19 protein-coding genes and 1 pseudogene are annotated in these 26,318 nt (G+C 38.4%); 13 read left to right on the top strand and 7 right to left on the bottom strand.

The genetic code is table 11. The features are described 5' to 3' along the window. The first annotated feature begins 2 nt into the window (after positions 1 to 2). The 3 genes from PT285_RS09570 to PT285_RS09560 are packed head-to-tail and all read left to right on the top strand — an operon-like array spanning position 3 to position 3,153. On the top strand, positions 3 to 776 hold the full coding sequence (locus PT285_RS09570) for a PTS sugar transporter subunit IIC (RefSeq protein ID WP_277150040.1): 774 nt from the start codon (positions 3 to 5) through the stop codon (positions 774 to 776). A 22-nt stretch (positions 777 to 798) separates the two neighbouring features. After that, on the top strand, positions 799 to 1,614 hold the full coding sequence (locus PT285_RS09565; protein ID WP_277150038.1) for a PTS system mannose/fructose/sorbose family transporter subunit IID: 816 nt from the start codon (positions 799 to 801) through the stop codon (positions 1,612 to 1,614). A gap of 27 nt (positions 1,615 to 1,641) precedes the next feature. Beyond that, on the top strand, positions 1,642 to 3,153 hold the full coding sequence (locus tag PT285_RS09560; RefSeq protein WP_277150036.1) for a carboxylesterase/lipase family protein: 1,512 nt from the start codon (positions 1,642 to 1,644) through the stop codon (positions 3,151 to 3,153). A gap of 233 nt (positions 3,154 to 3,386) precedes the next feature. Here PT285_RS09560 and PT285_RS09555 read toward each other — a convergent pair whose 3' ends face one another. Both PT285_RS09555 and PT285_RS09550 read right to left on the bottom strand, forming a co-directional pair. Continuing rightward, positions 3,387 to 4,088, bottom strand: coding sequence for an IS30 family transposase (locus tag PT285_RS09555; protein WP_277150034.1), 702 nt, complete (start codon positions 4,086 to 4,088; stop codon positions 3,387 to 3,389). After that, a pseudogene (locus PT285_RS09550) lies at positions 4,089 to 4,220 on the bottom strand (helix-turn-helix domain-containing protein); the annotation flags it as partial. It abuts the gene before it with no gap. A 432-nt stretch (positions 4,221 to 4,652) separates the two neighbouring features. Between PT285_RS09550 and PT285_RS09545 the strand changes: the two are divergent. The 4 genes from PT285_RS09545 (at position 4,653) to PT285_RS09530 (ending at position 11,370) form a co-directional block, all read left to right on the top strand. Further along, the gene (locus PT285_RS09545; protein ID WP_277150032.1) at positions 4,653 to 7,406 is read left to right on the top strand and encodes a sigma 54-interacting transcriptional regulator; all 2,754 of its coding nucleotides are present in this window, start codon (positions 4,653 to 4,655) and stop codon (positions 7,404 to 7,406) included. Between the two features lie 557 nt (positions 7,407 to 7,963). Next, complete coding sequence (locus PT285_RS09540) at positions 7,964 to 9,130, top strand: galactokinase (protein ID WP_277150030.1); 1,167 nt, start codon at positions 7,964 to 7,966, stop codon at positions 9,128 to 9,130. Positions 9,131 to 9,145: 15 nt separating this feature from the next. Next, the gene (galT, locus tag PT285_RS09535) at positions 9,146 to 10,621 is read left to right on the top strand and encodes a UDP-glucose--hexose-1-phosphate uridylyltransferase (RefSeq protein WP_277150684.1); all 1,476 of its coding nucleotides are present in this window, start codon (positions 9,146 to 9,148) and stop codon (positions 10,619 to 10,621) included. Positions 10,622 to 10,713: 92 nt separating this feature from the next. Further along, positions 10,714 to 11,370 carry a BspA family leucine-rich repeat surface protein gene (locus PT285_RS09530; RefSeq protein WP_277150028.1) on the top strand — a complete coding sequence of 219 codons (657 nt, stop codon included), beginning with the start codon at positions 10,714 to 10,716 and terminating at the stop codon, positions 11,368 to 11,370. Positions 11,371 to 11,417: 47 nt separating this feature from the next. Here PT285_RS09530 and PT285_RS09525 read toward each other — a convergent pair whose 3' ends face one another. Next, positions 11,418 to 12,860 carry an SLAP domain-containing protein gene (locus PT285_RS09525; RefSeq protein ID WP_277150027.1) on the bottom strand — a complete coding sequence of 481 codons (1,443 nt, stop codon included), beginning with the start codon at positions 12,858 to 12,860 and terminating at the stop codon, positions 11,418 to 11,420. Between the two features lie 14 nt (positions 12,861 to 12,874). Then, positions 12,875 to 13,840: an SLAP domain-containing protein gene (locus PT285_RS09520; RefSeq protein WP_277150025.1), complete on the bottom strand. Its 966-nt coding sequence runs from the start codon at positions 13,838 to 13,840 to the stop codon at positions 12,875 to 12,877. Positions 13,841 to 14,064: 224 nt separating this feature from the next. Between PT285_RS09520 and PT285_RS09515 the strand changes: the two genes are divergently transcribed. The 4 genes from PT285_RS09515 to PT285_RS09500 all read left to right on the top strand — a co-directional run bounded on the left by PT285_RS09515 (position 14,065) and on the right by PT285_RS09500 (position 19,549). Further along, complete coding sequence (locus PT285_RS09515; protein ID WP_277150023.1) at positions 14,065 to 15,642, top strand: ABC transporter ATP-binding protein; 1,578 nt, start codon at positions 14,065 to 14,067, stop codon at positions 15,640 to 15,642. Between the two features lie 70 nt (positions 15,643 to 15,712). After that, positions 15,713 to 17,284 carry an ABC transporter ATP-binding protein gene (locus tag PT285_RS09510; protein ID WP_277150021.1) on the top strand — a complete coding sequence of 524 codons (1,572 nt, stop codon included), beginning with the start codon at positions 15,713 to 15,715 and terminating at the stop codon, positions 17,282 to 17,284. A gap of 59 nt (positions 17,285 to 17,343) precedes the next feature. Further along, positions 17,344 to 18,936, top strand: a complete 1,593-nt coding sequence (locus PT285_RS09505) for an ABC transporter ATP-binding protein (RefSeq protein WP_277150019.1) — start codon at positions 17,344 to 17,346, stop codon at positions 18,934 to 18,936. Continuing rightward, positions 18,929 to 19,549 (top strand): Type 1 glutamine amidotransferase-like domain-containing protein, encoded by a 621-nt coding sequence (locus tag PT285_RS09500; protein ID WP_277150017.1) that lies wholly within the window; start codon positions 18,929 to 18,931, stop codon positions 19,547 to 19,549. Before PT285_RS09505 ends, PT285_RS09500 begins: the two co-directional genes overlap by 8 nt. 88 nt (positions 19,550 to 19,637) lie before the next feature. Here the strand turns inward: PT285_RS09500 and PT285_RS09495 are convergent, their stop codons facing one another. Continuing rightward, positions 19,638 to 20,519: a helix-turn-helix domain-containing protein gene (locus tag PT285_RS09495; RefSeq protein WP_277150015.1), complete on the bottom strand. Its 882-nt coding sequence runs from the start codon at positions 20,517 to 20,519 to the stop codon at positions 19,638 to 19,640. 104 nt (positions 20,520 to 20,623) lie between these two features. On the opposite strand from PT285_RS09495, the gene PT285_RS09490 reads away from it, so the two are divergent. After that, on the top strand, positions 20,624 to 22,237 hold the full coding sequence (locus PT285_RS09490; protein ID WP_277150014.1) for an ABC transporter ATP-binding protein: 1,614 nt from the start codon (positions 20,624 to 20,626) through the stop codon (positions 22,235 to 22,237). Between the two features lie 920 nt (positions 22,238 to 23,157). Here PT285_RS09490 and PT285_RS09485 read toward each other — a convergent pair. Beyond that, a complete protein-coding gene (locus PT285_RS09485; RefSeq protein ID WP_277150012.1) occupies positions 23,158 to 24,078 on the bottom strand; it encodes a LacI family DNA-binding transcriptional regulator in 921 nt (306 codons plus the stop codon). 111 nt (positions 24,079 to 24,189) lie between these two features. Here PT285_RS09485 and PT285_RS09480 point away from each other — a divergent pair, with 111 nt between their 5' ends. After that, positions 24,190 to 24,822, top strand: a complete 633-nt coding sequence (locus PT285_RS09480) for an HAD family hydrolase (protein WP_277150010.1) — start codon at positions 24,190 to 24,192, stop codon at positions 24,820 to 24,822. Positions 24,823 to 24,904: 82 nt separating this feature from the next. On the opposite strand, the gene pepC is transcribed toward PT285_RS09480, so the two are convergent. Further along, a complete protein-coding gene (pepC, locus tag PT285_RS09475) occupies positions 24,905 to 26,254 on the bottom strand; it encodes an aminopeptidase C (protein ID WP_277150008.1) in 1,350 nt (449 codons plus the stop codon). Positions 26,255 to 26,318: the final 64 nt, after the last annotated feature.

Below are 26,318 nucleotides of genomic sequence, written 5' to 3'. Positions count from 1 at the left end.
ATATGAATAATCTTGTTTTAGTTGCCACAGTTTGTGGTTTATTACAATTTCTTTCTTTTTCTGAATTTGGATATACTTTTTCGGAAAAAATAACTTCGGCTGTTGTGATAGGAACTATTGTTGGTTTGATGATGGGGGATCCCAAGACTGGCTTACTAATTGGAGCTCAAATAGAGTTGCTTTATATAGGAATGATCTATCCAGGAGGAATTGTTCCAGCTGATGGGGGATTAGCAGCTGTAGTAGCAATTCCTATAGCAATAAAAACCGGATTAGATCCTAAGGCTGCAGTTTCACTGGGTATTCCTTTTGGAATAATTGGTGGATTGCTGTATGAATTAAAAAAGACAATAAATATATTTGGCCTTCATAAGCTAGAAGACATGATAAATAAATCGGGAGATCCCAAAACAATTAGAAAATATCAAGATGTTTTTCCAGTTTTGGTAGCATTTCTTTTATCGTTCCCTTTAGTTTTTCTTAGTGTGTACTTTGGACCATCAGTAGTCGGCGCAATAATTAGTGATATACCCCAATGGATAATGCATGGAATGGAAGTTGCTGGTGGTATTTTACCCGCGTTAGGATTTGCAATTGCTGTATCAGTAATAATGAAACGAAAATATATGCCATTATTTTTTGCAGGCTTCTTTTTAGTAGAATACTTCAAAATAACTCCAATGGGAGCTTCAATTTTTGGCGCATGTATTGCTGTATATTTGTTTATGAATAATAAATCTAGTAAAAAAGGGAAAAAAGAAGAACAAACTAATTGATTATTTATAAGGAGCATAAATAATGGAAAACACAGAAACCAAATTAACCAAAAAGGATTTAAGAAAAACCTTTTTTAGATATTACACTTTTTGTGAACTTGGAAGTAATTATGAACGAATGCAGGCAGTACCTTTTGCTGCCAGCATAAGTTACTGTCTTGAAAAATTGTATAAAACCAAAAAAGACAGGCTTGATGCAATGCATAGACAACTTCAGTTTTTTAATACTGAAGGTACATTCGGATCAATGATTATGGGTGCCACTGTTTCTATGGAAGAGCAAAAAGCAAATGGGATGCCAATACCAAGTGAAACAATAACGGGCTTAAAAACTGGGCTAATGGGACCTGTTGCAGGTATAGGTGATACACTTATATGGGGAACTTTTAAAACAATAATTGGTTCACTCGCAGTAACATTGGCATTACAGGGAAATTATCTTAGCTCTTTAATTGAAATGCTTTTTCCAATCGTGACCTATGTAATTGCATATAATTTATTTTTTTCAGGATATAATTTAGGAACAAAATCCATTAAAGATATTATGAAGGGTGGGTTACTGAATCAATTAATAGATGCCTCTTCGGCAATGGGATTATTTATGATGGGTGCATTATCCTCATCATATGTAACATTTAAATTAATAACCAAAATAAAAATGCCGCATTCTGATCCTATAGTTTTACAAAAGGTTCTTGATGATATCGTTCCTGGATTATTACCGCTTTTGACAATATTTGCTATATACTTTTATTTAAAGAAAAAACAAAATTATATAGCTGTTGTACTAGCAGTATTAGTTTTGTCTTTAATTGGTGCATATTTTGGAATATTGTAATTTGTTTTAAACAGAAAAGAGATTTTAATGTTGGACTCTTTAATTAGAAAAACAGAAAAGGGTAAAGTACAAGGCATTAATTCTAATGGTGTCAATAAATTCTTAGGTATTCCTTTTGCCAAACCGCCTATTGGGAAAAGAAGATTTATGCCTCCCGAAGAAAATGATCCATGGAATGGTACATATGATGCTACTGAGTTTAAAAATAGCCCTATGCAATTAAGCCTTAATGAAAGCGAAGAGTACCCTCCTGAAGATATGACGCCCATGAGCGAGGATTGCTTATATTTAAATGTATATACACCTGAAAATACAGCAGAAAAAAATTTACCAGTTATGGTTTGGTTTTATGGCGGCCATTACACTGAAGGTACTTCTATGTCTTCCAGCTGTGATGGAAGTAATTTTTCCAAAAATCAGAATGTTATAGTTGTTACTTTTAATTATAGATTGGGTATTTTCGGATTTATGGCTCATCAATCTTTGAAAAATAGTACTAAACCTGCTACCAATGCGGGAGTCTATGATATGCTCGCTGCTCTCAAATGGATACACAAAAACATTTCCTATTTTGGAGGTGATCCGAATAATGTTACTTTATTTGGGGTATCTGCTGGATCATCTGCCATCAATGTCTTAATGACCTGCCCAGCTGCTAATGGCTTGTATCATGCTGTTATCACTCAAAGTGGATCACCTTTCAACCATGATGAGTGGGACGTTGATGAAAAGCAAGAACAGGCAAGGTGTGAAAGGTATTTAAAAAGTGTAAATATTACACCAGAAGAGCTTTTAACAGCGCCTACCGAAAAATTTTTATCTAATCCAGAAGGCTATGAAGAAGCACAATTTTGTCCTTATGTTGATAAAACTTTAATTCCTGATAGATTGGAACAATCTTTTTTAAAGGGAAATATTAATGATGTACCTGTTATCGTAGGCTGTACTTCAGATGAGGCTTTCATTTTGTTGGGGCCAGAAGAAAAAGTCACTAAAGAATGGTTTGACGAAACGGTACATACTAAGTATCCTGAGGATTCAGATTATATTTATTATAAATATGGTCCATATTTAAAACAATCGCCTGCCTACGCTTTGGGACGTTTTCGTTCTGATAATACAATCGCTAATATGAGATACTTCGCGACTTGTTTGACCAAATGTCGTAAATCAGCAACATATTTTTATATTTTTAAGCATGTCACTCCGGGTAAAAATCCATACTACTTTGGTGCATATCATGCAAGTGAGAATCCATATCATTTTCAAAATTTGGATAGCAAGTATGTTAATTATGGAAACATTGATAAGAAAGTTAGCGATACTATTGCCAAATATTGGGCGACGTTTGCTAAAAATCATATTCCTGGTGAAAAGAACATGCCCAAATGGAACAAATTTACCCGTGAATCTGATATGGTAATGTATATCGATGAGCCTAGCGAATGTGTTCCTTTACAGTCAAAGGCTATTACTGATAAATTGCAGCAGTTATTAGCCAGACGTACTGAAACGAATAATCCTGGATTAAGAGTTTAATCGAATAAAATGTAGAAGCTTAATTTTAAAAGTAGCAATATTAGCGAGGAATTTAAAATTATTTCATTTAAAGTTAAACTTATAAAAATTTTAATTGATATTTTTAACTGAAATAATTCGCTGAATTGTCAAATCAAGTGCAGCACCTGGATTAAAGACTAAACTGAATAATATGTTTTTGTTGCTAGTTGGTGCAGATGGAGCGTAGCGAAATCTGCACCAACTTTTTTCTGTCAGGCTGTCTCTGCCATAAAAACTTCCCTTGCTGTTTGATATCCGAGAATTCTCCGATGTTTGTTATTCAAGGCATTTTGTGCCCGTTTTACATATTTATCAGTCACCTTTGACATTGTCTTGCCCTTAGGGAAAAATTCTTGCAGCAAGCCATTGGCATTCTCGTTACTGCCACGCTCACTTGGTGTGTAAGGATGGGCAAAATAAGCATTTACTCCCTTCACTTCATCAATGCGGGCAAATTCTGAACCATTATCAAACGTAATCGTTTTAAACCAGCTAGAATGCTCATTAACTGCCTTTTGGACTGCTTTAAAACAAGTATCTGCTTTGTAATCAGGTATCTTAATCACGATTTCAAAGCGGCCAGCTACTTTAGGTCTTTGCTCAATAGAATTGCTAAGACATTTCTTGTGTTGGCGGGTACGCTTACGATGATGTCCTAAGTGCCTTAGTCGAACTTTACGAGGAAGATCATAGTTCTTAATTGCCAATTGGTCTTGATCAATTAAGCGGTAAACCGTTGGAGTTGAGGGACAGAGACAACTAGGATACATTCGCTTGTAATTAGCAATAAAACCATCAATACCATCATCACGAAAGGGATTCTTGATAATCATTGTCTGCTGATTAAAAAAATCCTGTGCCTTAAGGCAATAATCTTTAGAATGACAAGTTTGTCGCCGCTTATGATAATGCATTTACGCTGTATCAGCGAAGTAAGCACCGAAATACTTACCTTGATAATCTAGCTGAGTCGTGCGATTACGCTTTAATTCACGGGAAATAGTACTGGCATTGCGCTCAAGTTTAAGAGCAATTTTACGCATAGATAAACTAGCTTCAGATAAAGCTTAAATTTGACCGCGTTCAGCAAGAGATAAATGAATATATGTGTTAGAACTAACTGAAGTCATAAAAGACACCTTTCTGTTATTGGAGTAAATAATTAACAGTTTAGTCTTTATGGCTTTTTTGTCGCGCTTTATCAACTGTTGCACTTAGATTGTAAACTCGGCAACTGAAATAATTCTGAATTAGGCTAAAAAATTTATTTTTTAGAATAAGACTGTGGTCAAACTTATTTAAATCAAGTAAGATTTTTAAAATAAGCTCTTATATCATTTTATAACTAGTTTGCTTTAAGTAGAATTGTAATGAGACATAAATTGTTTAAAGACATTGTCAAGTATAGTATAATCAAATTAAGAAAATGGAATTTAAAATTTGTTAATCTAGTATTATATAATGGGAAGGGATAACGTATGTATAGAAAGGAAAAAATTTATCAAGCTTTAACTGAGTATACATCTAATGTAGATAATCTGAGCTTAACTAATACAAAAAGTGCCATGAGTACAGCTGATTTAGCAGATTTATTGCATATGGATAGGGCAAATTGTAGTAAAGAATTGAATGAATTATTTAAGGAAAAATTAATAATAAAAGTTGATGGGCGACCAATTAGATATTTTCCAGTAAAAAAAATAGAGTCACTTTTAAATATTACTGTTAAAAATTTTGAAGTTGCCGAATTAGGTGAATTTCTTAAACAAAAAAAAGAGGATAGCTTTGATACACTCATAGGAAATAACGAAAGTCTAAAACTTGCGGTTGATAAAGCTAAAGCTGCTATGATATATCCTAAACATGGGTTGAATACAATATTGTCAGGTGAAACGGGTGTGGGTAAAACAATGTTTGCCCAATTGATGTATAAGTTTGCTAAAAGCAACGGTGTTCTGGATACTGATGCTCCTTTTGTAACATTTAATTGTTCCGAATATGCTGATAACCCTCAGCTATTAGTGTCAACACTTTTTGGTTATACTAAAGGAGCGTATACAGGGGCAGATCAATCTCATGAAGGTCTTGTAGATAAAGCAAACAAGGGGATTTTATTTCTTGATGAAATTCATCGTTTACCAGCCCAAGGACAAGAAATGCTCTTTCATTTAATTGATTTTGGTCAATATCGTCGTTTGGGAGATAGTGAAAATTATCATTCGGCTCAAGTTCTTATTATTGCTGCCACAACTGAATCAATAGAATCGGTGTTGCTTGATACGTTTTTGCGTCGAATTCCGATGACAATTAATATTCCAAGATTGCAAGATCGTACGATTAATGAAAGATTTGAATTGATTTGTACATTTTTTAATGAAGAATATAAGAAAATAAATAAGGAGATAGTGGTTCAACGCAGTGTCGTTAAGTCTTTATTAGGGTATCAATGTTTAGGCAATATTGGACAACTAAAAGCAGATATTAATTTGATCTGTGCTCGCGCGTATCTTGATTCAATCGTAGAAAATTCACCAAATTTGACAATTAGAAAAAAGTTTTTACCTAATTATGTTTTGGATGGTATGCTAACTGCTTCTAAAAAAGAGGGTATTAGTGCATTTTTAGCGGAATCGAATACCGATATTGTCTTTAACGGCGAAAATATTCAACATGATATTATTACGAATGATATATATCCATCTTTACTTTCAGCTAATTCTTTAACTGAAATAAAAAAACGCCTTGAAACTAATATTTTGGAAACGTATCCTTCATCTAAGGGAAGTAGAATTGAAAATGCAGAAATATTTAAAGTGATTGAACCCAGCGTTTATTATGCAACTATTGAAGCTTTAAAATTAGCTGAAAATGAATTGAATAAAAAATTTTCCAAGCAAACTATCATTGCTTTTGCTATGCATATTAACTCATTGATTAATGGCAATGGAGGGAAAAGCACGTTAAATGAACTTAATTTTCTAGAGCTTGAAAAAAAGCACATGGATATTTTGAACATTGCAAAATTAGTTAAAAACGATATTGAAAAAGAATTAAACGTTACTTTTTCAGCTAAAGAAACATATATATTTGCTTTATTTTTGATGATGGATGAAAATTCCAAAGAAAAAAAACATGTCGGCTTAATAATATTGGCACATGGTAATGGAATTGCTAAGAATATTGCCTATGTGGTAAATACTTTACTTGATTGTAAAAGGGCGTATGCGTTAGATATGAATCTTGAACAGAATGTTAATGAATTTTACAAGTCTTTTGAGTCTGTTGCAGTTAACATAGATGAAGGCCACGGTATTTTGTTAATGACTGACATGGGATCTCTAAATTCCTTTGGAGAAATGCTTACAGAAAAAACGGGAATTCTTACTAAAACTATTACACTAATTTCTACGCCTTTTGTTTTAGAAGCGCTTCGAAAAACTATGATTTCAGGGTATAGTTTAGAAGAAATTTACAGAGACTTAAAAAGCGAAATAGCAGAGTCATTATTCGAAAAAAATGAAATTAATTCTAATATACGCACAGGTAGAAAATACCATGATAACGTGATCGTTACAACTTGTATAACTGGTAAAGGTGCAGCAGTAACTTTGGCTAATTTCTTAAAAAATTCTTTGCCATTAATTGCTCAATATAATATTGAAATAATTCCTGTGAACAGAAAAGATTTTTTTAAAATAGATTTTGGTAAAAAAAATTTATTGGCAATAGTTGGCTCGTATGATTTACATGTAAAAGATGTCCCTTTTATTTCTGCTGAACGAGTGTTGCTTACTGATGGTTTGCCAAAATTAACAGAAATTATTAAAAAACTTCTTTTAAATAATAATCAATCTCTGCATAAAAATATAAAATTAAGTAATAATGAAATATTAATTGGCTTAGAGGGAATCTTAAATGAATCGCTTACTTTTTTAAATCCCCAGAAAACACTAAGTTGCGTTTTAAAATCGTTTTTTGAGATTAGTAACTCACTTTCAATGAAAAATGAAAGTCATTATATGATTGCATATACGCTACATGCTGCGACTATGATAGAAAGGATTGCTAAAAAACAGGCTTTTTCTTATCCAGAAATTGGTAGATATATTCAGGCGCATCAAGAACTATATATTTCTGTTAAATCTGGTACCAAAATTATTGAAAAATATTTTAATATTAAAATTCCTGATTCTGAATTAGGATATATCATTGAAATCTTTGATACTCTTTAGATATACTTAAAATATGGAAGTCGTATTTCAGCTAGTAAACGTATCATAAAAATCATTCTGCTTGATGAAGCAATTTTGACTTTAGATTCAAAGATGACGACTAAAGTAAAATTAGGGAGATCGTTCACGGACTATAGTGTATAGTAATTGCTGTTGTGTACCATTATGATAAAATTGAAATGAAATATTACCACTTAAACCATCACTCGCTTACAGATCACACTTTGAAAGAAGTATAAGCCAAAGACATTTATTTCATTTTAATGAAATAGTCTTACCAAATTAGAGATTTTTTCTGAAATTGTTGAATCTTGGGAAACAGGCAAAAGTAGGCCTGCGGGGATCTGTTTGCAGGTTGATAGAAATCCTTATTAATCATCCTGAACTGGCAGCAGAGTATAAGTAAAAGTCACATAATTAAAAATAATATTTATAAAAAATAGTAATTAAGCAAAACGTTACTGCAAAGTAATGTTTTTTTGCTTGCAGGCTATTCGTTAAATGAAGTATAGTTATGTGAAAAGGCTTTAATTATATTTCTAAAAGGAGTTTAGGCCATGAATAAAGAAGAATTAACCGCTGCTTTTACTGCGGTTTATCACGAGCAGCCGCAAGGCTTTTATTTTTCACCGGGACGGATTAACTTGATTGGCGAGCATACCGATTATAATGGCGGTCATGTTTTTCCTTGTGCGATTTCGCTGGGAATTTATGGAGCAGCTAGTCCCAGAAAAGACGAGCAATTTCACTTTTATTCTGCAAATTTTGCCAAACTCGGTGTGGTCACTGCAAACTTGCATGATTTAAAATATGTCAAAGAAGATTCATGGGCTAACTATGCTAAAGGGATGATTCACTTTTTGCAAGAAATTGGGGCGCAATTTTCTCATGGTCTCAATATTTATGTTTCCGGCAACATCCCCGATGGTGCGGGTTTGTCATCGTCTGCCGCTTTGGAAATGCTGATTGGGGTCATCATGCAGGATCAATTTAACCTGCCGTTGAAACGGCTGGATTTAGTCAAGCTGGGTGTCAAAACTGAAAATGATTTTATCGGCGTTAATTCCGGGATCATGGATCAATTTGCCGTAGGCATGGGACAAGAAAATCGGGCAATTTTGCTCGACACCAATACACTGGATTACCAAATGGTGCCGCTGGACTTGCAGGATAATGTCATTGTCATTATGAATACGAATAAGCGGCGGGAATTAGCCGATTCCAAATATAACGAACGTCGCAGCGAGTGTGAGCGAGCACTAGTCCAGCTGCAAGCAGGAGTAAAAATCAAAACATTAGGCGAGTTAACCCCAAGCCAGTTTGATGAATATACTTATTTAATTGCTGATGAAACTTTATTGAAGCGCGCTCGTCATGCTGTCTGGGAAAATGAGCGGACACTGCGTGCGGAAAAATTGCTGCAGCAGGGGCAATTAGCCGAGTTTGGCCGCTTGGTTAATGCGTCCCATGTTTCGCTAGAATATGATTATGAAGTAACCGGCAAAGAACTGGATACATTGGTACACACAGCATGGCAGCAGCAGGGGGTATTAGGTGCCCGGATGACCGGTGCCGGTTTTGGCGGCTGTGCGATTGCGCTGGTCAACAAGGCAAATGTCGCTGAATTTGAGCAGCGGGTTGGCAATAAGTATGAGCAGGTCATTGGGTATGCACCGTCATTTTATTTAGCAGAAATTTCCGCTGGCACCAGCGTTTTAAAGTAGGAGAATAATTTGCAAATAGCAAAGTTTAATTTAGTTGACCAGTTTATCAGTCAAGTGATTAGTCAAAGTGACTACGCCGAACTGGACCGAAGATATTTGGTGAATTATGTGTTGCGGCTTGTCGGCGATGAGGCGCGGCAACTACAAACAAGCAAGACAGACTTATTGGAATTAAAAGATGAATTAGTCAAGGCAGCACAGGATAACGGCAAATGCGGTACAACTAATGATGAAGCAGAAATTTTGGCGAGCCAACTAATGGAACTCATTGTCCCGCGTCCTAGTCTTGTCAATCAGCGCTTTTGGCAAACTTATCAAAAAAATCCCAAACAAGCAATCAGCGATTTCTATGCCCTGAGCAGGCGCAGCAATTATATTAAAACTAAAGCGATTGCCAAGAATATTTATTTTGTTACACCCAGTGATTATGGTGACCTGGAAATCACGATTAATCTGTCAAAACCGGAAAAAGATCCCAAGCAGATTGCCTTGGCAAAGAAAAAGAAGCCGACGGGCTATCCGCTTTGCCAATTATGTATGGAAAATGAGGGTTATCTAGGCCGGATTGGTTACCCTGCCCGCAGTAACCACCGGATCATCCGCTTTAAAATTGGTGATCAGACTTGGGGCTTTCAGTATTCGCCTTACGCCTATTTTAATGAACACTGTATTTTTCTAGCGGAAAAACACGCAGCAATGAAAATTAACCGGGCAACTTTTACCAGGCTGCTGGCAATTGTTGAGCAATTTCCCGGATATTTTGTGGGCAGCAACGCTGATCTGCCAATTGTCGGCGGCTCAATTTTGATTCATGAGCATTATCAGGGCGGCCGCCATGTTTTTGCCATGGAGAAGGCCCCTGTGCAAACGAAATTGCATTTTGCAGATTTTCCGGAAGTTAAAGCAGGGATTGTGCATTGGCCGTTGTCCGTGATTCGCCTTCAGAGCAAAAATCAGGAGCAATTAGTTAATTTGGCTGATCGTATTTTGCAGAAGTGGCAGAGTTATAGCGACGAGCGTGTAGATGTACGCGCCTTTACCGATAATGAGCCGCACCACACGGTTACGCCGATTGCGCGCAGGCGCAGGGAAGCGCTTGAACTTGACTTGGTCTTACGGGACAACCAGACCTCGGCAAAATATCCGGACGGAATTTTTCACCCTCACAAAGATGTCCAGCACATTAAAAAGGAAAATATAGGCCTGATTGAGGTGATGGGCCTGGCAATTTTACCGCCGCGGCTGCAGCCGGAAATGCAGGAAGTTAAAAAATATTTATTGGGACAAGCGAATAAAATTGCGTCAATACATTTGCCGTGGGCGCAGCAGATTAAGCGGAAGCAGCAAGTTACTTCAAGCAATGTTGACCAAATTTTACAGGCAGAAATCGGCAAGGTCTTTGTCCGGGTACTGGAAGATGCCGGTGTGTTCAAGCAGACGCCAGAAGGGCAGGCTGCATTCATGCGCTTTGTTCAAAGTGTGGGCCGTTAAAATTAACAAGATTATTAAATTTGTGGGTTATTTAGTGATTGCCAGCATTTAGACTTATAATTAAGGTGAATTTTGATTAAGAGGAAGACAAAATGAAGAAAGCAACTAATTTTCGGAAAAATAACAGAATTATTTCGTTGACGCTGATTGCATTGCTAGGTATAAGCGGTTTTGTTGTTAATACAGCCGCTGTCCATGCCGATACCACGACCGCCAGTGATAATACTTTTTCCGCTTTGTGGACCGGCAAAGACGGCGACTGCACCTGGTCTTACGACATTATCACCCGTACTTTGACGATCAGCAGCAGTGCAGCTGGCCAGCAGCTGGGAACTAAGACAATTAGCGGACTGATTCCTTGGTACCGTACAATTGAACATATTGATTTTGCGACTCCGGTTAGCTTGGCGATTAATTCCGGCAGCAAGTTCAGTTCCTTGGATAATTTAAAGACGATCGATCATTTTGACCGGGTGGACACCAGCCGCGTGGTTAATATGGCCGAATTATTCAGCGGTAACCGCAATTTAACCACGATTGATTTGAGTAAGATCAATACCGCAAAAGTTGCCAATATGACCAATATGTTCGCCGGCGATGAAAAATTAACTGGAGTTGATTTACACAATTTGGATACCAGCCATGTTGCGAAAAAGAACGGTATGTTTACTGGCACTAATTTATCTACCAGCACAAATACTGTTGAGAAATCGCAGCCAGGCGGTGCGACGGCTAAACCAAATAAGTAATGCAAAACAAAAAGGAGCTTTAAGCTCCTTTTTGCATACCTGCTTTTTTAACTCCATGGTTCAAAGTACAGAGAATTCAACTGTTCTTTGGTGTTCTTGACCAGCCAAGTGATCTCTTTAACTTCTCCGCGGCTGACGGTGGTTGACCTGAGGGCGGCTGCGGTGTCCGCCAAGGCATTGTCATAGTTATTTGTGAGTGCATCATCAGTGCGAGTGCCCAGACCCTTTTGCCCATCCGTAAATAATTGCTGCAGTTCTTGCTTGTCGGCAGCAGTTGCAGTTACTTGATCCGCTTGGGCATCTTCCGGGCTGTTTACCGGCTTCAATTTAATGTAGTTGTTGGTAAATTTAATATCACTTGCCTTTACAAAGCTGTTGCTGAAAGTCATGCGTTCGGGATCGGAAGCCGAAATTTGGTCTTCATTTTGCCGCAGGACATGGTAGAAGAGTTCGGCTTTTTGCGTGCTGGAATCCCAAATGTAAAATAAACCGTCGGCGCTGATGGCTTCGTCCTTGAGGGCGGTTAATGGTTTATCCAGTTCTTTGCCTGTGTTTGAGTAAAGCTTGAGCGGGCTTGCTGCGATTGGTGTGAATGTCCGGTAAGCCATTTCATCATAGCCGGTGATTGGCAAATCGTTTCTGAGCTTGGCCACACCATCATAAATATATTCGTTAGGGTAATCGTGCAGATGGTAGATGTAACCGTCAAAGTCTTCTGACCACGGAATAACCGCGCGGTCGATTCGCACCTTTTGCCGCTTCTTGAGCTGATGACCAGTCGAACCATTAGAAATATACATTGTGGTTACGCCGCTGGTGAGGATGCCAGTGGTAGTGCCGTTGTAACGTGCGGTTTTGCCATTAATTCTGGCAACGTTTTTGGCGTTGACATACTGATTGCGACCTACCGTGTAATAATCTTTGCCCTTGATTTTTCGAGTTGGCAAATATCCCTGTTTTTTATTATTAATGTAATAAAAATATTTTGGGATCTTGCTGGTAGTTTTGATTTTACCGGCATACCTGACGAGAGCACCTTTGGCGAATGTCTTTTTCGTCTTTTTGCCGTTCTTGGCATAAATGCTGGAAGCGTGGTTGAGCATCAGCATCCCTTTTTGGATATTTCTGCCGTTGACACTGTAAACGGCACTTGCCTTGATGTAGACGTTTTTACCGATGCCGTAGTATTTTTTGCCCTTGATGGTTATGGTTTTTCCTGTGTAGCTAACCGTTTCGTTGTCACCTTGGGTGTCAATGTAAGTATAGCCGTCATCGTCGGTCTCGCCAAGATTGCCGAGACCGGGGATATTATCATAGTATCTGTAACGTTTGCCGTTGCTCTTATAGACATATGGGGCTCCCGTGATCACCAATTTGTTTTGTTTTCTCTTGGCAGCTGCTTGGACAGGCTGGGAGTTTAGCGGCGTTAAAATGGGGCTGACACTGAGCAGCATTGCTGACAGAAGACCGATTTTTTTCTTTATGTTCATTATTAATACCTCGTTTAGCCTATAGACGCACTTATTAATTTGTTTTTGCCGATAATGTCGTACGGCTTTCCCTTAATCCTGATGGGATCACCATAAGTTTTGTATGGCGTGTGGGCCGGCAGTTTGCCAATTTTCTTGCCTTTGTTGTTGTAAAGCGTGAGCGCCTTATTCTGCCATTCGGTCTCTAAGCCGGTGATATTGCGCACAGGGGCGTAAAGATCGTTACCGATGGCGTAGAACATCCGACCGGCCGCGTTATTGATATTGTTGTCTTGCGGAATCTTTTGAATCGTGACGCGTGAACCGACGGCCAAGATTAAGCCGTTAGCCTGGCGGCCTTTGACGTCATACAAGTAGGTACTGTGCATGACGCGCTTAGACCCCTTAGCAGCTTTAACTTGCATTTTCTTAGGAACCTTAAAATTGGTGACGGGCAGGTAATACTGGTTGTCCAGCGTGTAAAATTGGTGACCGTTAATCTCTGTTGTATCGTTGACGTTGACAATGGAACCAGTTTTGAGAATCAAGCTGTTGAGCTGCTGCCCGTTTTCATTAAACAGGTGGGTCTTGTGCGTGAGCTTAATCTGCTGCCGTCCAGCAATTTTGACTGTGACGTAAACGCTTTTCAATGTCCCATCGGGTAAAGTCACGCCCACATTGCCTTTGGCCAAGCCGTTAATTATGGTGAGCGGTTTGCCGTTCCAAGTATAAGTGGTGCCTTCGGGCATGTCCTTCCAGTTGGCGATGCTTAATTTTGCATAGTCAGAGTTGTTTCTGGTTAAAACCGTGCCGGTAGGAATGACCACCTCTTGACCTGCTGGTTGGGCAACCGGAGTGATTTTGCTGTAATCAATTACGTCGGCTGCCGGAGTAGTGGAATCCGCCTGAATGGTTTGGCTGGAAATGGATACACAGCCAAGCGCCATAAGACCGGCACTGAGTGCAAATTCACACCATTTTTTCGTATGTTTTTCTTGCATTGTTTTTTCCTTGCTTTTTATTATTAATGATGAATTTGCATTCATCATAATTCTTTGCTTTCTTTGTGTAAAGGCTTTTAAAAGAAGTGTAACTTTTGGTATGAAAAATTGACCACTTAGTAGCTCTCAGCGACCACTTAGTCATAAGCTATTGTTTTCAATTAAAACTTAGTTTTAAATAATAATTGTCAAATAAATATTTAATGGAAAGCGAAGTAAACCAAATGATTGCGAAATATTATTCCAAGTGGAAATTTGTCTTGATGAATGTCTTAGGACTGATCTCGTGTGCCGAGAACATTGTGATGGCGTACATGGTCGGTACTCTAACGAACATTGCTTCTAGCGGCAAGATTTCACGCCTGCCCAAATTTATCCTGCTGGTAGTTATTTTCTTTGTAATAGTCTTTCTTGCCAAGATTGCCTATAACTATTTGAAAAATGACGCAATCAAGCAAACCAACAGCACGCTCAGAACCAAAGTTTTTGCGGGGATGATGCGCGAGTCAACCGCGGATAATACCTCTGCCTTGGGTTTTCTGACCAATGATTTTAAACTGCTGGAAACCAACCGTTTCGGCGCGGAAATCAACATCATCATGTACGCTTGCACGCTGGTTCTGTCAATGGGCTATGCACTTTACATCAACTGGCTTTTAACGCTGCTCTTTTTTATCGGTTCTGTAATTCCCATGGCCGCTTCGAGTTTCTTCCAGAAACCGATTCAGAACGCCTCAACTAAATGGACTGACGCCAACGATACCTACGTTAACCAGACCAAAAACTTTTTGGCGGGAACGGATTCGGTTAAATTATACGACCGGGAACAACAGGCCGTTGCCAAAAATGGCGGCTTTGTTAAACGGCTTGAGCGGGCATTAGCCAAAATGAATCTGCTTAGCGATGATTCGCAGGCGGTTGTCATGGTGGTTGCCGAAGTTGGTACCTTTTTGGTTCCTTTCGTAGTTGGTGTTTACCTAATTGCGCAGAAACAAACGACAATTGGGGCCCTGTTTTCAATTGTGCAGTTGTCAAATTCCTTCGTTAACCCAATTTTAGCTATTTTGGATGAGCGTAATCATTTATCCACAACAAAAGGGATTGTCGCCAAAGTTAAGAAGTATATTGCGAAAGCCGATGAGAAGCAGCCCGCTGCCGTGACCGATTTTCAACAAGACGTTGCGTTTACGGGAATTGATCTTGCGCGGAACAAAGAAAAGCTGGCTAATGGCATTAATTTGGAAATTACCAAAGGACAAAAGACGGCGGTGGTTGGACCATCCGGCAGCGGCAAGTCAACGCTCTTCCAGTTTATGATGTATGGCAAATTTGGCCAGGCAGATAAAATTATGGTCGATGGTAAGGAATATCAGGCAGGAGAAATTACCAAATTGTTTGCTTATGCCAGTCAGGCGCCAGTTATTTTTGCGGATAACCTGTGGTTCAATTTAACTTTGGGTGCCGACATTCCAAAAGAGCGGGTAAATGAAGTTTGTGGCGCTTTGGAATTAGGTGAAATTGTGCAAGACAAAGGCTATGACTACAATTTGGGTGATAATGCCGATCAGCTTTCCGGCGGGCAGCTGGCGCGGATTGAGTTAGCCCGGGCAATTTTATCTAAGCGGCCGGTTCTGCTGCTCGATGAAATCAATGCTTCATTAGATAAGGTAACTTCCGATGCCATTCACAAGTATCTGTTAGATTCGGATTTGACTTTTGTTGAAGTAATTCACCACTATGAACCAGGAGAATTAGCTAATTACGATCAGGTAGTTGATTTTAAAAATTATCCGGCACAATAAATGAATAAATTCAGAACGTGGGTTTCAGTTTTGCGACCCGCGTTTTTTAGTTAAGACAAGGGGGTCTAGCATGGTCGCAAAATATTATTCTAAAGGAAAATTTTTTCTGTTAGTCGTTCTGGGGATTTTTGCCAGCGGCGAAAATATTTTAGGAGCATATATTGTTGAGTCATTGACTAACATGGCAACTGCAGGAAAAATGAATGAACTGCCGCGTTTTCTCCTCACTGCTTTGGTAATGGCTGTCTTTTTTCTTGCGGCAATGGTTGGCTACGATTATTTTTATAATGATGCCATCAGGTCGACTAACAATTACTTGCGCCGGGAAATTTTTGCCGGGATGCTGGAAGACACAAGCGAAGAAAATGCTTCTGCTTTAGGCTTCCTGACTGGGGACTTTAAGCTGCTGGAAACCAATCGTTTTGGCGCCGAACTTAACATGATTTACTACTGTTCAATGCTAGTGATTTCCCTTGGCTATGCGCTTTACATTAATTGGCTGTTAACGCTTATTTTCTTTCTTGGCTCTGGTTTTTCAATGCTCGTTTCAAGCTTTTTTCAAAAGTCGCTGCAAAAAGCTTCTGATAAGTGGACTGCCGCCAATAAGCATTATGTCAGCCAAACCAAAAATTTCCTGGCGGGTACGGATTCTCTGCGCCTGTACCGCCGCCAAAGCAGTGCCGTTAATAAGAATCAGACTTGGATTGGCCGTTTGGAGCAGGCATTGTTTAGAATGAATTTCTTAAACATGACCACGCAAAGTGTGCTCAGTATTATTGCGGGTGCCGGAAGCTTTTTGCTGCCATTCATCTTGGGCGTTTATCTGATCGTCAAAGGTCAGACAACGATTGGCGCCTTGATGGCGGTAATCCAACTATCGAATACCTTTTTTAGTCCAATTATGGGGATGCTGGATGAACGCAATCACTTGTCTACTACGAAAAATATTGTTGTCAAGGTTAACAAGTACCTTGCTAAAGCTAATGAGAAGCAACCTGCTGCCATAACTGCTTTTCGGCAAGAGCTTGCTTTTGCAGGAATTGAGCTTGAAAGAGGGAAGCAGACCTTGGCTCAGGGCATCAACTTGCAGATTAAGCCCGGACAAAAAATTGCCGTCATTGGTGCTTCCGGCAGCGGTAAGTCGACGCTTTTGCGGTTTATGATGACCGGAAAATTTGGCAGGGCTGAAAAAATTACGGTTGACGGTAAGGCTTATCAAGCTGGGCAACTGACTGATTTATTTGCTTATGCCAGCCAGGCACCCGTAATTTTTGCTGATGATTTATGGTTTAACTTGACTCTTGGCGCAAATCTTCCTAAAGTTAAGGTTACTGAAATTTGCGCTGAATTGCAGTTGGGCGATGTGGTAAAGGATAAAGGCTTTGCTTACCAGCTGGGTGACAATGCCGATCAGTTGTCTGGCGGCCAGCTGGCCCGGATTGAATTAGCCCGAGCACTTTTGTCTGGGCGGCCAGTGCTGCTGCTTGATGAATTTAATGCTTCTCTGGATAAGTCAACCTCTGCTGCCATTCACAAGTATTTGCTAGCTTCCGACTTAACTTTTGTTGAAGTGATTCACCATTATGAACCAGGTGAACTGGCAAATTATGATCAGGTGTTAGATTTTACAAATTACCGGTAAGGTCACTCTAGCAGGCAGCGCATAATTTTAGAAATAAATTAAGGATAAAAATAATTTTGATGATTGCTAAATATTATTCACGCTGGAAGTTCGTCTTGCTGAACCTTCTGGGGCTCATTACCAGTACCCGTAATATTGTCATGGCTTATGTTTTGGGGATGATGACCAACGCCTTAGCTGAACGGAACATTCATGCCCTGCCCCAAATTTTTATGATAACTTTCTGTCTATTTTTCATAGTTTTGCTGGCCGAGCTGGGCTATAATTATTTGAAAAATGATGCGGTGCAGGAAGTTAATACGCTGCTGCGGACAAAAATTTTGGCGGGAATGCTGCAAGACACGACCGAAAAAAATGCTTCAACTCTAGGTTTTTTAACTAATGATTTTAAATTGCTGGAGACCAACCGCTTTGGCGCGGAAATCAGCATTGTCTTTAATGCAGCGACAATCGTGATTTCCCTTGCCTACGCAGTTTACATTAATTGGCTGCTGACAATTTTCTTTTTGCTGGGGGCAACTATTCCGGTGCTTTTTTCCACTTTGTTTCAAAAAGAGATCCGCTTTGCATCAACTAAGTGGACGAAGGCCAATTCCGCCTATGTCAACCAAACAAAAAATATTTTGGCAGGTACGGATTCGCTGAAACTCTACAAACAGTCGCAGGTAGCGGTTAAAAAGAACCAGCGCAAGGTGACGCAGCTGGAAAGTGCACTGCGCAAGATGAATTTGCTTAGCGATAATACGCAGACCTTGGCTAATTTTATCGGCATGTTTAGCACCTTTATTATTCCAGCTTTCTTGGGCGGACTGATGGTTTTACATGGTCAAACGACGATCGGCACCTTGTTTGCGGTGGTGCAGCTGGCCAATTCCTTTATTAATCCGACCATGCAGGTCTTGAACGACCGCAACCATTTGTCAGCGACCAAAAATATTGTCCTTAAGGTTAAGCAGTATGTGCGGCAAGCAGATGCGGTTCAGGCGCAGCCGGTAACGGATTTTAAACAGGAAGTAGCTTTTATAAAAATCAACCTTGAGCGCGACCAGCATAACTTGGCCCAGGGAATAAACCTGCAAGTTAAAAAAGGACAGAAGATTGCACTGATTGGGCCATCGGGCAGCGGCAAGTCAACCTTGCTGCAGTTTATGATGTATGGCGATTTTGGCAGCGCTGATAAAATTACGGTCGATGGTCAAGAATGTGCACGGGGCACCATTACTGACTTGTTTGCCTATGCCAGCCAGGCGCCGATAATTTTTGCTGATGATTTGTGGTTTAACTTGACTCTGGGAGCAAATATTCCTAAAGTTAGGGTCAAAGAAATTTGTGCGGCACTGCAGCTAGAAGACCTGATTGCCGAAAAGGGCTTTGATTACCAGTTAGGGAATAATGCCGATCAGTTATCGGGTGGGCAGTTGGCCCGAATTGAATTAGCGCGGGCCTTGTTGTCGCAGCGGCCGATTTTACTGCTTGATGAAATCAATGCTTCGCTTGACAAGAAAACAGCAGCGGCGATTCACCAGTATTTGCTAGCTTCAGAGCTGACTTTTGTCGAAGTGATTCACCATTATGATCAGGGTGAATTAGCGCAGTATGATCAGGTAATCGATTTTGCCGACTATCTGCCTGAGGAGGGAAAAAATGACTAAAAAAATGTTTTTGTGTTCGATGTTTCATAACGTCAGAAAGTTGCTGCCCCAGTTTGCGGGTGAGTTAACAGGAAAAAGAGTCACCTATATTCCTACGGCAAGCATTGCCGAAACGGGTGGTCGTTTCATGAGCAGGACTGAAGGCCGGGCGTTAGCCAAATTAGGTTTAACGGTGGACGAACTTGAATTATCTAAGGCAACACCTGCAGAAGCGGCAGATAAACTGAAGCACAACGATATGATTTACGTGGCAGGTGGCAACACCTTTTTCTTGCTCCAGGAATTGAAGCGGACGGGCGCCGATAAAGTAATTGTGCAGGAAGTTAATGCGGGCAAGCTCTATATCGGTGAATCAGCCGGCTCGGTGATCACGGCACCGGATATTAAATATATTGGGTTGATGGACAGTGCGGCTAAAGCTCCCGAATTAACGGATTATTCCGCTTTGCACCTGCTGGATTTTTATGTGCTACCGCATTATATTAGTTTTCCTTATAAAAAACAGGCGCGGCATATCTATGAAGTCTATGCTAATAAAATTCCTCTAAAGCCGATTAGCAATAATCAAGTAGTTTTGGTTAATGGCGAACAAATCAAGATTGCTGAGAAATAATTTTTATCAACAATTTTTTGAAGAAGTTTGATTGACTTTAATTCATTCTTTGGCTTGAAAACAGAATGTATAAAAAAGAAGCGTTACATTATCGTAGCGCTTTTTTTGCTTCTTCCTTAGTTAAGCCGACGTATTCCTGCAGCATCCATTCAAGTCCGTGACCATAATATGGCAGACCTAAATAAGTGAAATTTTTGATAGCACAAATCACTTTGTTTAGATACTTTTTCTGAGGGTCATAATGATAATTAATTAGGTTTTCAAACAGCAGCAGAAAGTTTTTATCAAAAAAGAGTTCAGGTCGGGTAGGAATGCTGTCAGCAACTTGGATAAAATATTTGGTTTGTGTGAATTTACCAGAGGCAATACAGTTGGAAAGAATGTTAATAATAATTGCTAACAGTTTATCTTGAATTTCAACATCCGCTGTATCCGTTAATTTTTCAATGATTTTCTGTGCCATTAGAATATAATCATCTAAATCATAAAAGCCAATTAAATTAGTGAATAAAGTTAGTTTTTCTTTGTTAAGGTCGGGGATGTCTAATAGCATCTCGCGAATTTTGCGTCTTTTTTGTTCATCCAGATCTTCTATGTTGTGTTCGCCGTCAGCAATTAGTGCATCCAGATAAAGCAGAATATTCTTTTTATTTGGTAAGTTACTTTGTGAAATCGTCTTTTTTAATTCTTGTTTACCTTTGATTGAGCCGTTGTAATGGTCGTGAACAATGATGTTGTTGAATAACATTTTTTCTTCTTTTTCATTGGCTGCGGGATTTAGCTGATTGAAAAAACTACTTAAGTTTACCTGATTATAATTGAGCAGAGCGATTAAGTCGTCGGCACTAATGTGATTTTTTCCTTTTTCAACGCGAGCATAGTAGGATTGGCTGATAATATCACCAGCCCACTCAGCCTGCGTTTTTTTCTGCTTTAAGCGCTCATTTTTAAGTAATTCAGCAATGGTCATTTTTTTACTCTCAAAATTTTTATGCAAATACGTCTAAAAAATATTTTAACAAAATTTTTGACTATAACAAAGATATCGTTAATTAGGAAAGAAGGGACAAAAACATGACTGAGAAAAAATTTACACTTAAAGCGTATATCCTGCGTAATTGGCGGCAGTATCTTCTCTTAGCAATTTTGCTGGCAGTTTGGCAAGTAGCCCAAGTTGCTGGCAGCGTGTATTCTGGTAATGCGATTACGGCACTGACCAAATTTCATTTGCCGGATTTTGTTACTAACGAACTGCTTTCGATTGGGAGTTACATTTGTTATGCGGCTTTGGTCTATGTTGTCCAAAAATATGAAGCAGTTGTGCAAAAGACAGTTGATAATCTCATTAGAGGCGATATCTCTACCGAAATTTCCCAACAAGAATTTGAAAATTTTAACGCGCACACAGAAGCTGATTATGTTTCTTGGTTTACGAATGATATTAACCAGATTAATGATAACGGGCTGACTAGCATTTGTAGCTTATTTCAAGACGGCATATTGTCGCTTTATTCAGCGATATTATTGTTTTCATATAATCCGTTCTTATTAGTAACCACAATTATTTTTGCCATCATCATGGTTTTATTTCCGAGGATATTTCGTAAAAAATTGGCTGATTTATCGACGAAAATGAGCAAGCAAAATCAAGTTTTAACAGCCAGACTAACCGACATTTTAGAGGGATTTACTAATTTACTGATGTTGGGGCAAAGAAAACTAATCGTACAAAAAACACTGGCGGCTTCTGAAGATTCTGGTCAGGCGACCGTAGACTATATGGCTGTGAATGGTGTGTCTAGCGCTTTAGTTAATATTATTAGCTTACTTGCACAAGCTAGTTTGACAATTCAAGCGGGGATTTTGGCGTACCAGCACCAATTACCGATTGGTGCAATTTTAATTGTGGGCTCAATGGCTGGCAATATTTTTGGCAGTCTTACCATGGTCAGCTATTGCTTGACTTGGATTAGATCTGTTCAAGCAGTTTTTGAAAAATATCACATTGCGAAGAAGAAACTGACTAAGCAAGTTAAAGTTAGCCCTCTGTCAACCAGCATTGATTTTGAAAATCTATCCTTTAGCTATGATGAAAAAAGTAAACCAATTTTCACTAATTTTTCGGGAACAATCAAAAGGGGCGAACGGGTCGCGATTGTCGGTCCGTCAGGCTGCGGCAAGTCAACTTTTGTTAAACTGCTCGCGGGACTTCTGACAGGTTATCACGGCAAGCTAGCTTGGGACGGCATTGATTACGCTACAATTGATAAAAATTCTTTGCGTCAGCAGTTGGCTTATGTTGACCAGACCGCCTATATTTTTGATGGCAGTCTGCGGTTTAATATTACGCTGGGACGTAGTGTTACAGACCAAGCTTTGCAAACAGCAATTAACCAAGCTGGTTTAGAAGATTTTATTGCGGCTAGCCCGCAAGGCTTGGATACCATGCTGAAACACGCTGGCAATAATATTTCTGGTGGCCAGAAGCAGCGTATTGCTTTAGCAAGAAATCTGTTGACTGAACCGGCGGTAATTTTGGCGGATGAAATTACTTCAGCAATTGATGAAAAAGACGGGCAGAAGATTGAACAGGGATTACTTGATCTGCAAGGCGTGACACTAGTTTATATTTCTCACCACTTGCGCCCAGAAATTGAACGACAATTTGACCGGATAATTAGGCTTTGAAATTTTTTTTAGTTATTCTATATTAACAACAATTTATTGATAGAAAATATTAAAGTGTCTGGAAAAAACTATACTTTTGAAAAATATTGTTTAAGAGCAATTATTAAAGTTGAATATTATTGTAAATATCTTTAAATTTTGTATCTTTTTGTAGTGTAATCTAGGCAAAAGACCGTATCCAAAAAGGAATATTAGTTTTTTATTCTAACATTCCTTTTTGAGTTGAGTTTTTTCTCAGCCACTTTGTTTTTATAAATAATAATCTTAAAAAATACAGCTAAATTTCTTATTAAAATTTAGCTGGAATAATCAGTGGTTCGTATTCTTCATCTTAAGAATCCAATGCTCACCCCAGAAGGTGTCATTATAGATAGGGGGATGTTTAATTGGCGTGCGGTTTTACGGTATTTACCAAATGATGCACAATGCGCTTTTGAATTTGCTATCCCAAATGACCAGGTAATCAAGGAGGAAATGAATAAATTTCATAATTATTTTAATAATATGAGATAATATACAGTTTGATTTTTACATTTGTGCAGAGTTTATTTTATTAAAAGTTTTTAACTGGGTTCTTAAACTAAAAAAACAGATCAAGAATTTCTTTTTTAAAAAGCTTGATCTGTTTTTATCTATATGAAGCCAGTGCTTTTTATATTTAAATATTTGCTTAAATTCATCGTGAATATTAACCTGATATCATTTTTTAATTTACTAGTACTCCGAAGATGTATCCTGCGCTTGCCAATGCATTCTTTATATGTCCAAAGAGTGATTTTGCAGCATAGATTCGTCTGCTTTCTTTGCGTTGCTAGCTAATATAATAATATGAGCAAGACGATTTTTAGGGATAGAAAAAACTAGATTAAGCGTCAAAGAAATTTGATTGCAATCAATCCCTATAAATTTAAAAGAAATAATTAACGTTTAATAAATTGGGGGGTAAGTTTAATTTTCTTATTTTGGGGGTTGAGAAATAAGGAAACAGCAGTTTTGCCAATAGCTGTCACCTGATTATCAATGGTTGAGAAATTCATGATTTTACTGAATAACAAATTGTCTTGACCTACGATAAATGGTAATTTTAAGTCTTTATAAGCTCGAATAATTCCAGCCGCAACTTCGTCACCATTTGTTAAGATACCATCATACTTATTTTTAGAAAAATATTTTCCGGCTTTAATACCGTCTTCATAAGAAGTGCAATTATAAATTATGTCTTTCTCTTTAAAAAATGGGAAATGTTCTTTAATGCATTTGAGTAAAATATTAGTGCTACTGCTGTGATCATGGCGATTAGCAGTGAATCCGATATGTTTTAAATTTTGTTGAGCAAAGTATGCAAACAGGTTGTTATAACTGCTTGCACGGTCCAGGTATACGCAGGACACGTCATGCTCATTAATATTTTCACAAAAAATAATAGGGCCGTACTTAATATAAGGGATAATTGTACTAATTTCATTAGACTTTGAAGTAATAATTAGGCCATCATATAGCTTAGCTGCAAACTCTTCCAAATATTCTAATTCGACTTTTTTGTTATAGTTAGTTGGTAAAAGAGTGATTTTATAATTACTTTTAAAAGCTTCCGTTAGAATACTGTTAAGTAATTTGTCGAAATATGGGTTATTAACATAGGGAACAATTATTCCCAGATTGTAGGTTTTACTAAAACTTAGGTTACGAGCAATTAAATTGGGTCGATATGATAACTCTTTGATTATTTTTTCGACATTTTTTCTTTTTTCTTCAGTGACGTGTGGGCGCTTATTGATTACTCGTGATACGGTTGCAACTGAACAATTTGCCAATTTGGCTATCTCTTTAATTGAAGTCATTTGTTTAAATTTCCATTTATACTAATTTATTTAAAATAATCATTGACATAAAACGCGTTTCATAAATTAAGATGATTAAAGAAATTATAGCATTGATTAAGGAGACTGATGATGATTAATACGATTTTATTTGATATGGATGGTACATTGATTGATACAAGAAAAGTAACAGTAACTTCTTTGCAGTTTGTTTTAAAAAAATATCAAAAGCAAAAATTTTCAACAAAAGAATTAGAATTTGTTTTGGGAATCCCAGGAAAAGAAGCGATTCAGCACTTTGGTTTTACCACTAAAGAGAACCAGTTTTTACTAGCCAAATGGGATCAGATGATTGCTGCAAATTTTGCTCAAGTCCATACTTTTTTTGGAATTACCGGATTATTGAATAAACTATACAAAAAAAGCATTAAATTGGGAATTGTTACCTCAGAAACAAAGAAAGAACTTGCATTATCGTTTAGAACTGTAAAAATTGAACAATATTTTATGCAGGTAATTACCGTTGAAGATACTATTGCGCATAAACCTAATCCAGAACCAATTCTTAAAGCTATGGATTTATTATGTTCACCTCCCCAAGAAACTCTATTTGTTGGAGATACGATTTATGATTATGAATGTGCACGAAGAAGTGCGGTTGCATTTATGGCTGCTTTGTGGGGACAGCAAGATAATAGTTTTTCATTTCCTTCAAAAGTTGAGACTGCAAATACACCCAATGAAGTATTGCAAATTTTTGCTTGATAGCAGCTTTAGCTTATACTGCTTGAAAAATATCAAACAAAAAATGCGCTACCTTTTAGTAACGCATTTTTCATAAATTCAATTAATACTTAAAAGCCAAAGCGCCCATTGGGTCCCACGGAAGTAATTCGATTGGGTTCTTAGAACCCTCATCGAAGGCCTTCTTTAAGTCGTCGGACAGGAACTTCTTATTGATAACTGCTTGGTAAACAAAGGAGTCAAACCAAGCATCGCTCATGATGAAGTAACCCTTGAAACCAGGTTTGTCGCCCCATGAATTTTCAATCTTCCACTTGGTTGGCTTGCCGTTAACGACATCAACCCCAGTAATTACCATGGCATGGTTCATCATACTCTCGCTGGAATCAAGCTGGTCGCCCTTGGACATTGAAAAATCAACATCAAACAGTTCATCACGTCTATAAATGTTAGTGTCAAGCAGTCCTAACTGTCTTTCGGAATCCTTGCTGACATTTGAGCCGAACCAGACAACTTCGCCCGACTTCAATTGTTTAATGATTAGGTCCTTCATTTCGTCAATTTTGAGGTTAAGGTGCCGAACCTGACGTCCGCCTTCAACATTGCCTAGATATTCAACTGAGAAAACCTTGTGGTAAGGTTTGTCATCAGTTGGTGAGTTGATGGTTGAAACATGTTCTTCAAGATTCATGCCCACATACTTGTCGAAAAATTCTTTTGGTGTAATGCCATCTTCGCGGTGGTAATCGCCGTTATCATCTGTGTATTCAAAATCAAATTTCTTTGGCGGCACCCCAAGTGAGATTGCCAGAATCCGGAATACATCATTCAGCATTTCGTTCTTGCGCTTTTCAACTTCGTCTTTAGACTTGCCGTCATTAACCAGCCTACGCAATTCCAAACCGTCTTTACGCAGAAGTGTGTTCAAAGTGTCGTTTAAAGCGCCAGAGTTAGTTGCATTAGCTGTTTCTGGATAAACGCTCTTAGGAACAATGCCGTATTTTTCAATAATACCGCAGAGCATGTCCCATTGGCCACCATCTTGCTGCGGGGTTGTGAACAAGAAGGCAACTTTACGATCACCAAGCGGTTTGTTGCTGCTTGCAATTACATTTTCCAAGAAAAAGTTGGATTTTTCAATCTTGTCCCAGAAGTTAGTGTAGTTCTGCGATAATTCAAAATCCTTGATCTTGTATTTCTTTTGTACAGGGTGACGCATCGTGTTCAGGGCTGAGAACATCCAGCAGCGGCCCGATTGCTTTTGATCGGCTGGCTTGCCCGTATCAATTTCAATTGAAAAATTAGGGGTTAGGTCAATCTGTGACTGCAGATTTTGACTTGCCTTAAAAATACCATTTTCTTGAGCAGCATGGCTGGCAATGTTCACACCAGGGTGCTTTGCCAGGTCTGAAGTAAACTTAGCAATGTCATCATTTGTAATTTCTTTTGCCATAAATATTCCTCCTTAGATTAAGTACTAAATTTGAAATGATAGTACATAATAACCATTCTAGCTT

Source organism: Lactobacillus sp. ESL0791, assembly GCF_029433255.1.
Taxonomy (GTDB): domain Bacteria; phylum Bacillota; class Bacilli; order Lactobacillales; family Lactobacillaceae; genus Lactobacillus.
This window is presented reverse-complemented; position numbering and strand designations above follow the sequence as displayed.